The organism is Pedobacter sp. KH_004 (assembly GCF_057840755.1).
On sequence record NZ_CM174519.1, the window covers coordinates 2,426,315 to 2,438,931 of the forward strand.

General features: G+C 36.4%; 11 protein-coding genes. 5 read left to right on the plus strand and 6 right to left on the minus strand.

Going from position 1 to position 12,617, the window contains the following annotated elements; translation table 11 throughout:
- The first annotated feature begins 477 nt into the window (after positions 1-477).
- Both AC3ITD_RS10380 and AC3ITD_RS10385 read left to right on the plus strand, forming a co-directional pair.
- Positions 478-1,431 (plus strand): GLPGLI family protein, encoded by a 954-nt coding sequence (locus AC3ITD_RS10380; protein ID WP_265800327.1) that lies wholly within the window; start codon positions 478-480, stop codon positions 1,429-1,431.
- Positions 1,428-4,091: a TonB-dependent receptor gene (locus tag AC3ITD_RS10385; RefSeq protein WP_489366263.1), complete on the plus strand. Its 2,664-nt coding sequence runs from the start codon at positions 1,428-1,430 to the stop codon at positions 4,089-4,091. Before AC3ITD_RS10380 ends, AC3ITD_RS10385 begins: the two co-directional genes overlap by 4 nt.
- 237 nt (positions 4,092-4,328) lie before the next feature.
- On the opposite strand, the gene AC3ITD_RS10390 is transcribed toward AC3ITD_RS10385, so the two are convergent.
- The 4 genes from AC3ITD_RS10390 to AC3ITD_RS10405 all read right to left on the minus strand — a co-directional run bounded on the left by AC3ITD_RS10390 (position 4,329) and on the right by AC3ITD_RS10405 (position 8,325).
- Positions 4,329-5,801, minus strand: coding sequence for a M56 family metallopeptidase (locus tag AC3ITD_RS10390; RefSeq protein WP_265800325.1), 1,473 nt, complete (start codon positions 5,799-5,801; stop codon positions 4,329-4,331).
- 4 nt (positions 5,802-5,805) lie between these two features.
- Positions 5,806-6,168, minus strand: coding sequence for a BlaI/MecI/CopY family transcriptional regulator (locus AC3ITD_RS10395; protein WP_265800324.1), 363 nt, complete (start codon positions 6,166-6,168; stop codon positions 5,806-5,808).
- Positions 6,169-6,278: 110 nt separating this feature from the next.
- A complete protein-coding gene (locus tag AC3ITD_RS10400) occupies positions 6,279-6,779 on the minus strand; it encodes a hypothetical protein (protein ID WP_265800323.1) in 501 nt (166 codons plus the stop codon).
- 169 nt (positions 6,780-6,948) lie between these two features.
- Positions 6,949-8,325, minus strand: coding sequence for a dicarboxylate/amino acid:cation symporter (locus AC3ITD_RS10405; RefSeq protein WP_056850267.1), 1,377 nt, complete (start codon positions 8,323-8,325; stop codon positions 6,949-6,951).
- 160 nt (positions 8,326-8,485) lie between these two features.
- Between AC3ITD_RS10405 and AC3ITD_RS10410 the strand changes: the two genes are divergently transcribed.
- The 3 genes from AC3ITD_RS10410 to AC3ITD_RS10420 are packed head-to-tail and all read left to right on the plus strand — an operon-like array spanning position 8,486 to position 10,171.
- A complete protein-coding gene (locus AC3ITD_RS10410; RefSeq protein ID WP_029286005.1) occupies positions 8,486-8,983 on the plus strand; it encodes an RNA polymerase sigma factor in 498 nt (165 codons plus the stop codon).
- Positions 8,970-9,566, plus strand: coding sequence for a hypothetical protein (locus tag AC3ITD_RS10415; protein WP_489366267.1), 597 nt, complete (start codon positions 8,970-8,972; stop codon positions 9,564-9,566). Before AC3ITD_RS10410 ends, AC3ITD_RS10415 begins: the two co-directional genes overlap by 14 nt.
- 35 nt (positions 9,567-9,601) lie before the next feature.
- Positions 9,602-10,171 (plus strand): DUF922 domain-containing protein, encoded by a 570-nt coding sequence (locus tag AC3ITD_RS10420; RefSeq protein ID WP_265800320.1) that lies wholly within the window; start codon positions 9,602-9,604, stop codon positions 10,169-10,171.
- On the opposite strand, the gene AC3ITD_RS10425 is transcribed toward AC3ITD_RS10420, so the two are convergent.
- Both AC3ITD_RS10425 and AC3ITD_RS10430 read right to left on the minus strand, forming a co-directional pair.
- Positions 10,151-10,534, minus strand: coding sequence for a diacylglycerol kinase family protein (locus AC3ITD_RS10425; RefSeq protein ID WP_265800319.1), 384 nt, complete (start codon positions 10,532-10,534; stop codon positions 10,151-10,153). The genes AC3ITD_RS10420 and AC3ITD_RS10425 overlap by 21 nt on opposite strands.
- Before the next feature lie 143 nt (positions 10,535-10,677).
- Positions 10,678-12,588, minus strand: a complete 1,911-nt coding sequence (locus tag AC3ITD_RS10430) for a beta-N-acetylhexosaminidase (RefSeq protein WP_489366270.1) — start codon at positions 12,586-12,588, stop codon at positions 10,678-10,680.
- Positions 12,589-12,617 lie beyond the last annotated feature (29 nt).

The following is a 12,617-nucleotide window of genomic DNA, read 5'->3' on the forward strand; positions in this document are numbered from 1 at the left end:
TATATTAGATTACTCCTGCCCTACTATTTATTCCAAGTCCTCGCTGCGCTTCGGGCTTTTCATTACCATCAGGTTTATTTTACGCAGGCCAGTATTTCAAACTGTTGTTCCCTCCCCCTCGCACTTTACAAACAATTTTATTAAATGCGCTGCTATAGAAAACATGCCTTTGTTTATAAACCGGATTGAACGAAAATACTTTTTAAGTACATTACCTTAAATACTTTTGTCATGCTGAGGCACGAAGCATCTGCAACTTATAAACAGATGCTTCGTGCCAGCATGATAGAAGTTGTTTAAAAGATTGCAGTGAAAGCGGGACTGAATACCGCAGCAAACAACCAAACATTCATTTCCAAATCAAAACGCTTAAACTAAAAACTTGCTATTAGTTAAAAAATGTTAAACTACTTTCTTTATTACGAATATTTCGTAGATTTACGAAAATTAAATAACGAACTTAGCTGCACCAAATTTATGAAAAGCATCCTCATCTACTCAGTGATGGCATTATTTGCCATTTCAACATTTGCTCAAAACCCTGATAAGGCACTTGCCAGAGTGAGATACACCTATACCCACATTCAAGACACCACACAAAAAGACAAGCCGCACAAAGAAAACATGTTGCTGGTTACTGGAAAAAACGCTTCTGTGTATACAAGCTATGATAAACTGAATCAAGCTTTAAATGCGAAAAAGCAAATTGAAGAGCAGATTAAAAACCAAACAGGCAGCAATAGCATGAAAATCGAAATTAAAAGTGAAATGAAATCGCCAACCTCCGCTGTAGATTATTTCTTTTTTGCCAACGAAGGTAAAATGTTTAGCAAAGAAAAACTGCTTAATAATTATTTGATTGAAGAAACGGCGCCACAAATAGGTTGGAAGATAACAAAAGATACCATGAATTTTTCGGGTATCCCTTGCCAAAAAGCCACGGCTAATTTTAAAGGCAGAAATTGGATTGCCTGGTACGCTACCGATATTCCTTTTCAAAGCGGTCCGTGGAAACTAAATGGTTTACCAGGTTTAATAATTGAGGCGTATGATGAAAAGAAAGAAGTAAAATTTGAATTTGCCGGACTTGAAAACGTAATCGCAGATGATGCGAAAAATGCTTCAGATGGAGATCAAAAAATTACCATGCCAAATGGTTCAACAGGAACTCTGCGAATTGCAGGAATAGAAACTAATACCGCTTACTTAGGGTCGGAAATTAGACTGCCTGCCAATGCGATAAAAACAACGCGAAAGGATCTTGATAAACTTAAAGCAGCCCGAGATAAAGACCCTGAAGGCTTTATGCAAGCTCAAATGGCTGCAAATGGCATCCAAGGAACCTTTAAAAGAAGCGTATCTACGCCTATCGGTCAGCCAATAATTAAGCCTGAAATCAATAATCCTATAGAAATTCCTGAGAAAAAATGAGAGCGGTCATTTTGATTACACTGATGTTTTTTTCTGGTGTAGCAGTAGCTTTTGCTCAAAAAATCATCAAAGGAAGTGTGAAAGACTATACAGGCAAGGCTATCGAATCTGTAAATGTGAACCTAAAAGATAATGAAGGAAATATAATTAGTTTTACCAGGACGAATAAAAACGGTGCGTTTAACCTAGTCGTTAAAAATGAGCAGATTATTGGTTATCGCATTGAAGCATCGAGCATCGGCTATAAAAAACAAAGCATTGCTATTAAGGATATTAACAGGAATCAGGATCTGGTTTTACAAGCAAGTGAAACTAATTTAGAAACGGTCATAGTCAAAAATCGTCCCCTGTTAACCACTAAAGGAGATACACTAAACTATAAAACATCCGATTTTGTAGATAAGCAAGACCGTACTATTGGCGATGTACTTAAAAAAATGCCAGGTATTGAAGTGGCAGAAAATGGAAAAATTAGCTATAATGGCAAATCCATCTCTAATTTGTATATAGATGGTGACAACTTGCTTGATGACAAGTATAATATCGGTACGAAAAGCATTCCACAGGGTGCGGTTGATAAAGTACAAGTGATCCAAAATGATCAGCCGATTAAAATGATGCGCAAAAACAATATGAGTGATGATGTTGCACTAAACCTCGTGCTTAAAGATGAGGCGAAACTAAGGGTAATGGGCGACGCTACCATAGGTGCTGGAGCACCAAATCGCTTTGATGAAAACTTAACCGCGATGTTGTTCAACAAAAAATTGAAGTTTATTAACAACATTAAGGGCAACAACATTGGCATTGACCCAGGTATAGATTTAACCTCCCACAATTTTTCTGACTACCAGAAACGTTTAGATAATACTAAACCAAATGGCTTACTATCTACCGGCGTAGCCGGAGTACCTTCATTGCCTCAAAGCAGATATCTGTTCAACAAGGCTGGTGTTGTAAATCTCAATAGTTTATATAAGTTTAATCAGGATTTACAGTTAAGGGCAAACATTTCTTACCTCTACGATGACCATAGGCAACAATACAATAAGTTTTCAGAAACTTATTTAGGAAATCAAATTTTTAGTTACACCGAGTTTCAGAACAATAAGACTAACCCGCAGAAATTAAGAGCGCAGTTTAATTTGAACAAGAACGCAGAAAATGATTACTTTAACAATAATTTCTCTTTAGATTACCTGCCATTTAAAACCACTTCAGCTTTCTCTATCAATAATGTGGCGGCGAAGCAAGATTTATGGCAAAAAACCTTCGATATTTCTAATGAGCTCAATTACCGCAAGAAATTAAAATCCGAAAATATAATTAACCTTTACTCCTATTTAAACAAGACATCGCAACCAGAAACTTTGAATATTTCGCCAGGTTTAAATGCCGACATCCTTAATAATGGTAATAGTTATCTGGGCTTAAATCAATATGTCAAATTGCCCACTTGGTACACTAACAATTACGTTTCATTTGCTTTTGTTAAGGGTGGTTTCGCCCAAACCTTTAAGGTGGGGTTTAATCTTCAGCAGCAAAATTTAGATTCTGAACTTTATCGTATCCAGAAAGATCAAACTTCCGAACTCGTTTCGCAGAATACAGTAAATGATTTAAACTGGTTTAAAGGACGAGCTTACGCTGATGCCACTTACGAATACACCAATGATAAACTAAAAGCAGCATTGACTCTGCCTTTTAGTTATAACCATATCAACTACAACGATCCGGTAAATGCCTTGAATAATAGTTTGACTAAACTTTTTCTAAATCCATCCTTGAATATTAAATACCAAACAGGGATCGAAAACTATGTTTCTGCTAACTACTTCTATAAAAACGATCTCGGTGGAATTGATGACGTGTACCGTGGCACAGTTTTAAAAAACTACCGTTCGTTATTTGCAAATAATGCCCCCATTTCTGAATCAGAAACACATAGCTTTCGCGGCGAGTTTAACTTTAGGAGAGCCATGCAGATGTTTTTCTTTAATACGTCAGCGGGATACAGCAACACTAAACTTAATACTATTTCGTCTTACAGCTTGAGTAATAATATTCAACAGCGAATGGTATTACCGTTACAAAATCATGTAAAAAATCTGTTCGTCACTGCAAACGCAAGCAAATATATTTTCGCTTTGAAAAGCACAGCTAATGCCAGCCTTAACTATTCAGAAAGTAGATATAGCCAACTTCAAAATAATGAACTTTTACCATTCAATACCCAAACAATGTCGTACAAAGCAGGAATTGAAGCTAAGTTGACGAAGTTTATGAACTGGTCGTACAATGCTATTTACTCCGTTACCAATAACAAAGCTGAGGTTGCAAATGCAATCACTACCAATTTTCAGCAATTAAGGCAACAAACATCGCTGGCTATCGCCACCGTTAGTAATGTTTACCTGAATTTATCTGCTGAACATTTATTTACACACCAGGCCAGCCAATCGAATTTGAATTATCTATTTGCCGACGCAAATGTAAAATACAAAATACTGAAGTTTAAAACAGATCTTGAATTTGGGGTAACAAACTTAGCGAACATCAAACAATTCGATGCCATTTACATTTCGGCAAATTCTCTCACCACAGGAACTTATCTTATCCCTGGAAGGGTGGCGATGCTAAAAGCGACATTCAGCTTTTAAATAGATCCAATTGGTTTAAATCGCAAAGATTAACCGTTAGATAAATCGCTATCAAAATTAGCCAAGGAAAAATCACTGAACTAATAGAAGTCCGAAGATTTTTTGGAGCTCGCTAAAAATGATGGTTAGCAAGGAGAATAAATATCAATGGAGATTGTCAAAAAGAAAATTATAAATTGATCTAAAGCATATTGACAGACTCACCATGAAAGAAAATGAGAAAAGTTTATTAAAATTTTATGGCTTAGTTGTAATTTGTATTGCCGGGTTATTCCCCTTCAAAACCTTAATAGCTAAAATATTATTGGGGTCAATACCTTTAAAATCTTCATGAGTAGCTTTGACCCCGTTAATATAATAATCTGTTTCCCCAACAGATTTGGGCGTTATTTCTGTTCCATTTTGATCATTTGCAGCCTTACTGTGGGTTTTTATCAGCAAAACTTTATTAACAGTGGCTTTTATCGGTTTGTAGGTATTCGGTCCATCAACATCTCGCAAAAAAACACCCATTATAGTCGGATCAATTCTTGAGCTATCTTTAAAAGTGAAATGCTGCACCATTGTTTTTGTTTGTGCACCTTTAGCAGATCTCAGATCAATCACTTTTCCAACAAGCTTATCCAACTCGCTTGAAATAGATTGATAGCTCGTATCGGTAGTTTCAAAATGTGTTTTAAAAACGAAGGTCATTTTTTTTACGGAATCAACTCCTTTCTTTAACTCCTGAGTAGATTCAACATCAATCTTTCGTTTGGTTTTCTCTGGCTTCTTGATGATAAATTGAATATTACGCTTTGGCAAAGTACTTTTTATCATTGTAGTTAGCGGTGCCATCGTTTTCTGAACAGCATTCTTATCTATAGTAAAGGCCAGTGTAACGCAAAGTAAAACTGGTAAAACCAATAAATAACGAGAAAGATTAACTTTTGACGAACGTTTAGCATTCATCATCTTAATTCGCCTTTTAAGGTCTGAAAGATTAAAATTATTCACGATGGCAATAGACGGTTGTAAGCTTCCCACATTCAACAAACTATATTGATAAGCTTTTTTATCAATACCTTTTTTCAGTATTTTGGCATCAGTAATGAACTCGATGTTCTCCCTAACAGCCTTTTTCATCAACCAAACACCAGGATTAAACCAGTAAAAAACCACGCAAACTTCTGCAAGAATGATATCCAAAGTGTGCAATTCCTCAACGTGTACTTTTTCATGCTCTAGAATATTGTTTAAATCCTGAGCTTGGTGTAATGCCGGATTGATATAAATTGTTTGCCAAAAAGTAAAGGGACTTACTTGCTCACTCAAAATCCTGACATTAAAATCTCGTACCTTACCAAGTGTAGATTTTTTATGCATCTGACGGAGTGATACAAATTGGATCAATAGCCTTACTGCCATTAACAAAAAACCTATATAAAAAAGCACACTTAAAGAATACCAGAAGACTGAAACTGAATCTTGCTGAATAAGTTGATTGAGATTTTGATTTAATTGTGGAATGAAACCAGGAATTGGTTGTTTTCCGGAAAAGGAATCTGTTAAATTGATAAATGGATAGGCTGATGAAAAAACAATTCCAAAAACAAGAAAAACACGATTTAAGGAATAAAACGTCAATCTTCTAAGCACAAGATAATAGGTAGCCGAAAATAAAATCAGCACCAGATTAGTTTTCAATAGTACAAGGAAAAATTGTGGCATGACATTATTTTTCAGGGTTTTCGATCAAGTTGATAATTTCCTTCAATTCTTCTGCACTTATCTTTTTATCTTTTGCAAAAAAAGCGACCAGCTCTTTATACGAACTTTGAAAATAATTGTTTACAAAACCATTCATGAAGCGCTTTTTGTACTCAACCTCTTTTACTTTTGCGCTGTAACGATTGGCGTTGGCGAAGCGCTCACTAATCAAATAACCCTTTTTCTCCAGATTTTTGATGGTCGACGCTAATGTTGTGTACGGAGGTTTAGGATCAGGCATTGTGTCCATAAAATCTTTGATAAAACCTTTGCCAACTTGCCAAACCGCAAGCATCGCTTCTTCTTCCTGTAATGTTAACTTCTCCATCAATTACGAATATATCGTAAATATACGAAATCATCCTAAAAAGAAAAGACTTAGTTGAAAACCTAACTTTAGGTTCACAATTAAGCCTTTCAATATTTTTCGTGATGAAACTACTTTCCGGATCTTATCTCTGCCTGGTTTAAAGTTTCCTGAATAACTTTACGCATTTGAACGGCAGCATCCAACAACTTTGGGTTTCCATCAAAATCACCATATATCACTACATGTTTCGACTTTTCTTTATAATTGAAGGTGATATCGTAACGTGGAACTGCTTTCGATTTAGCACTTTTTTGACCAATCGTATCAGGAAAATTCCAAAGGCCAATCTCATTCGCCTTTCTATGCATGTACAAAATATCGTCGCTTTTTAAGAAAACTTTCTTGGTTATTACCGAATCTCTATTATTTACATATTGATAAACACCCGTTTTTGAATCATATTTATTTTCAAGGGTATCTTTTAAACCGTAGCAAAATTGCATGGAAACAAAATCAGCCTTGCGAAATGGTGCATTCTGAATAATGGGCTTGTAATAGATATAGCAGTAAATAATCATCGGTACGATGATGGTAATGGCTAAGAATATTTTTTTTCCTCTACTTGACACTTGAGTTAATTATTGAATTTTGAATGACTGAATTATTGGACTATCAAATTTTTAGTTAATCCAAAACGATGCAAAGTTTAAAAAATTTAGTGAACATCGAAACATCCCAAAATCATTTATTAGATACATACTAAACTAAAAACTTCAGCTGGATGACTAGAGCTTGCAATTACGAATCTTTCAACTCCCCTTCCCACTTACTTACTACTGCAGTTGCGATACTGTTACCAACAACATTAGTTGCCGAGCGGCCCATATCCAATAGCGGATCGATACCAATTAAAAGAGCCAAACCTGCCTCTGGAATATTGAAACTGGCAATGGTTCCTGCAATTACTACCAATGAAGCTCTTGGTACACCCGCAATACCTTTACTGGTTAACATTAAAATCAATAACATTGAAATTTGCTGTTCAAAACCTAAATGAATGCCATAAGCTTGCGCTATAAAAAGCGATGCAAAAGTCATGTACATCATGGAGCCATCCAAATTGAACGAATAGCCCAACGGCAATACGAAACTCACAATTTTATCTTTGCAGCCAAAACGTTCTAACAACATCATGGTTTTGGGGTAAGCAGCCTCGCTACTAGCTGTACTGAAAGCCAAAATTGCAGGCTCTTTCATATCGCTTACTAGCTTGAAAACTCGTTTTTTAAGGATTAAAAAGCCGATAAAAATCAGCATTGCCCATAAAATACCTAAACCCAGGTAAAACTCTCCAATAAAAATAGCGTAGGTATTAAGCACATTTAATCCTTGCTTGGCTACTATGGCTGTCATCGCACCAAAAACTGCTAATGGCGCAAAGTTCATCACATAACCCGTCATTTTCAAAATCACATGAGCAATGGCGTCGAATGCTTTAATTACGACCTGTCCTAAGTCGCCAATGGCAGCTGTGGCTACACCAAAAAACAAAGAAAATACAACGATTTGAAGAATTTCATTGGTGGCCATAGATTCTGCAATACTTTTAGGAAAAACGTGGGCGATAAAATCTTTCACGCTCATCGCAGCCTTTTGGATCCCGGTATTTACCATTTGATCCGGCAAGGTTAACTGCATGTGTTTTCCGGGCTCGAACAGGTTTACTAAAATTAATCCAAGTACTAAAGACATTAGCGACATCGCCATGAACCACCCTAAAGTTTTACCGCCAATCCGGCCTACGGCTTTAATATCGCCAACTTTAGCCACACCTACCACCAGAGTTGTAAAAACCAAGGGCGCCACAATCATTTTTATCAAGCGAAGAAAAATATCACTCAAAAGCGTAAAATATTCAAGCTTCTTTTCCCGAATATCTTCATTCTCCTTTTTAATTTGAGCATTCGCTTTTCTTTCGGCTTTAAGCTGGGTAAAAGTTGCAGATGTTGTATCGGTAGTTTTTTTAATGGCTACCTCTATGCTCTTTACCTGCGCATCGGCATTGAGAATTTTCTGATTGTAAACATCAATGGAATTAACGTTCAGAATATAGCCTAATGCAACTCCGGCAATCAGCGCTATAAAAATGAACAGCGTGAGTTTGTTTTTCTTCATGAATATAAAAAGTTTGTGGCTCTGTTAATTTGGTAAAACTACGATATTTACCGTGGCTAACAAATTTTGATCGCCAGGGTGTTTAAAAATTATTTAATTTTCTAATTTCGCTGTAACAAAAAACGCTAACCTCCATCTAAAAAACACCTACAAACCATAAATGGAACAAAAAGACAAGCTATTTAAAGAAATCTTCGATTCGAATTCCAAAAAGATCTTCCATTTATGTTATGGTTACACGGGCGATACCGATGCTGCTAATGATCTTTTACAGGAAACCTTTTTAAAGGTTTGGCAGAATCTGGACAAGTTTAGAAACAAATCATTAATATCAACCTGGATTTATAGAATTGCCGTAAACACTTGCCTTACCTACCTCAGATCGGAAAAAAGACAAGCAAAAGACGAGTTGACAGATAACATTATCGAAAACAAAATTGAAGAGTTTTCAGAAAAAAATGAACAGGTAGCCCTGCTTTATAAATGCATATCGAAGCTTGAGGAAAACGATCGTTTAATTATTACCATGGTGCTTGATGAGCTTCCATACCACGAAATTGCCGACATCTCAGGAATAAGTGAGGGAAATTTGAGGGTTAAAATTCATCGTATTAAACAAAAATTAACAGAACTATATAACCAGTATGCAAGCGTTTGATCAAATACAAGAGTTGTGGCAAAAACACGATGTAGAAGTTAAGGTTTCTGCTGATGAAATGTTACAGCAAGTAAAGAAAGAAGTGAATGGTTTGAAGTTAAAATCTGCTTTAAATATCCTTGGTATGCTTGCATCATTTATTGCAATCGCTGTTTTATGGGTATTCTTTCATTTCGAATCGTGGACCACACATGTAGGAATTAGCATTACTTTGCTAGCGATAGGCGTATATATTTTAATTTTATACCGGGATCATCGGTTAATTTCAAAAAGCGATTATACTCTTCACCCAAATGAATATCTCAGTGATTTAAGAGTATACCAGTTAAATAGATATAAACTGTACAATTCCCTTTATTGGTTTTATACTGTAGCACTCTCACTTGGACTGATTTTCTATTTCATTGAGATACTTGCACACTTAAGTATTACCATGACGATTGTAGCAGTTGGTTTCACATTTCTGTGGATTCTGTTCTGCTCTACAATTCTTAGAAATGCGGTTATAAAACGCGAAAAGGAGCGTATCTCTCTACTAATTGAAAAATTTGAAAGAATAAGTGCACAAATTTCAATGCCATAACATTTTAGGCACGGTTTTTTCAATCCAATTTTGTGATGAAAACACCTCTTGCAATTTTACTGCTTATACTAATACTGCCGTTTACTTTCGGTTTTAAGCAAGATTTTACTCAGCCCGTTCAACTAGATTGGGAAACTTATTTTAAAGGAAAGCCAGATATGCGTTCACCGTTTTTCGCACTCACTGCAATGACATGGAAATACAGTTACGAATCTACCATCTATAGAAATCGAGTGGCTATCAACCTTAAAAATGAAATAAGTATTGATAAAGACCGCTCATGGGTAAAGTGGGATAAAATTAAAGATCCGAATGTGAGTGCCAGCTTGCTTCACCATGAACAAGGACATGTTAATATTCAATATATTTTACTTTCGGAGGCGGAGCGTGTTCTAAAAAACAGAAATTATTCAATAAAAAATTATAAGGCTCAAATTTCTCAGTTAGCGAACGAACTAAGCAATTATTTCGACACCATGCAGCGCAATTATGATGAGGAAACCGAACACGGAAGCAACCATAAGATGCAGGCACGTTGGGATAAAATTATTGAAGATAAGATGGCCGAATCTCGAGCTGCTACCTTAGCCAATGATTCGCGATAATTTTGGAAGGAAGATAATCAATCCCACAACAACTGCCACCAAAGCAGCCATTAACACCGCGGCGGCGGCTAAATCTTTAACAACTTTAATTTTAGGATGATATTCTGGAGAAACAACATCGGCTAATTTTTCTATCGAGGCATTGATTATTTCGGCTACAATTACCGAAATAATGACAGCCAAAATTGCAATCCACTCCGATGCAGAAAGCTGTAGGTAGAACGATAAGCCAATAGCGATTAGCGCTGCAAATAGATGAATTCTGCCATTATGATCATTAATAAAAAATAACCGCAATCCATTAAAAGCATATTTAAAGCTTTTAATTCTATCTATTACTGAGAATTTGCGATTTTCTTGCATTTCGCAATTTACTAAATAGCATAAAAAAATGAGCATTTATCAAAACAAAGCAGCATCTCTGCAAATAGCTAGAGATGCTGCTTTAAAAGGTTCTATAATGATTTTTTTAAAAAACCCTAACTCTTACATTGATTCTGAGATTTTTATTTCTTTGCTTCATTTTTTTCAGCTGGAGCGCCATTATCTAAAATTGTTTTTGTCGTAACACTTCTTTTTCCGCTCGGCGCAACAACTATTGTTGTTAAAACCCGTTTTTCGCCTTGTGGAACACTAACTTTAATTTGCGAAGTGTACAAAAATGCATTTTCCGACGGTCTTGAACCATCTAGTGAATAGTAAATTTTACCGCCAGTAACCGGAACTTTTAAATCAATTGTAAAATCGCCTCCAGTTAAAGGTTTATCACTTTGACCAATAGGTGTTGGCACCCAAAGGTTGATATTCATTTTATCTAAACGAGCTAAATGTTTCGGTAAACGTTCCTCCGAAAAATTCTTTAAGTCCTTGCGTTCAACCGGGCTCCAGGCAATTTCAGATAGTGCCAATAAGCGTGGAAAGGCATGGTTTTCTGCTTTCTCAGGTGTTTTAATATATTCAGTCCACATGTTAGCCTGCACTCCTTTGATGTATTTTCGCTGATCGGCTGTTAAAACTTTCGGAATAGGATCGTAAGCATAAATTTTTTGGTAAGGTGCAAAACCACCGATTGTAACAGGTTCATCAGGAGAATTTGATTGTTTATGGTCGATGTATAGCCCCATAGAACCTGGGGTCATAATTACATCGTGATTTTGTTGAGCCGCGGCAATGCCCCCCGCTTCACCTCTCCAACTCATCACCGTTGCATTTGGCGCTAAACCACCTTCTAAAATTTCATCCCATCCAATAATTGAACGTCCTTTGCCATTTACATGTTTTTCAATCCTTTGAATAAAATAGCTTTGTAATTCGTGTTCATCTTTCAAGCCTTTTTCTTTCATCAAAGCCTGGCAAAATGGCGATTCTTTCCAATACGTTTTCGGCGCTTCATCTCCTCCAATATGGATATATTTAGAAGGAAAAATTGCAATTACCTCATCCAACACATTTTCTAAAAAGGTAAACGTATTATCTGTCGGGGTGAAAATATCATCAAAAACGCCCCAGGTTTGCTGAACTAACTTTCCTTTTCTTGCCCCTGCCCAAGGTGTTTTATCACTTATAAATGTATCACGGTTGGGGAATGTACTTAATTCTGGATAGGCCGCAATTGCTGCTGATGCATGGCCAGGCAATTCGATTTCTGGTATTATGGTGATGTATCGCTCTGCGGCATATTTTACAATATCCTTAGCTTCATCTTGTGTGTAAAAACCCTTTACTTCGGTTAAATAATTGCCATTGCCAGGATAATTGCCAATGATTGTACCAGGTCTGGTAGAACCGATCTGAGTAAGCTTTGGATATTTTTTAATTTCCAACCGCCATCCCTGATCATCAGTTAAATGCCAGTGGAAAGTGTTTATTTTATAGTAAGCCAGCTGATCGATATATTTTTTGATAAATGAAACTGGAAAATAGTGACGGCAAACATCCAGCATGGCGCCACGGTAACCAAAACGAGGGTAATCGTTGATCATCACCGCCGGAATAGTTATTTTGTCCCCGCTTTTCTCTGGTATCATTTGCATGGCAGATTCCACCCCGTAAAATAAACCCGCTCCTTTTCCAGTAATTACAATCTGAGTTGGGCCAACCTTAATTGTATATCCTTCTGCAGGCAATTTATCTGCTCCAGCTGATGTTAGTAAAATACTCTTTTGGTTTGGTTGAGGTAGTTTACTTTCTCGCAATGCGAAACCAGCTCTGTTTACAATGAAGGCATTTAATAAATCGGCCGATTTTGCGCCATCGACACTTTGATTAATTAAAATAGTTGTTTTGTCGAGGATGAAGTTGCCACTCGCTCGGGTAATAGATACTGGTGCAGGAATTATCCCGAGGTTTGGATCGCCCTGCGCAAATGCACTTGTACTGATTAATACTCCAATAAAAATCGATAATGCTTTGTTCATGATTGGTTTTGGTTTAGAAAAATAGTTTT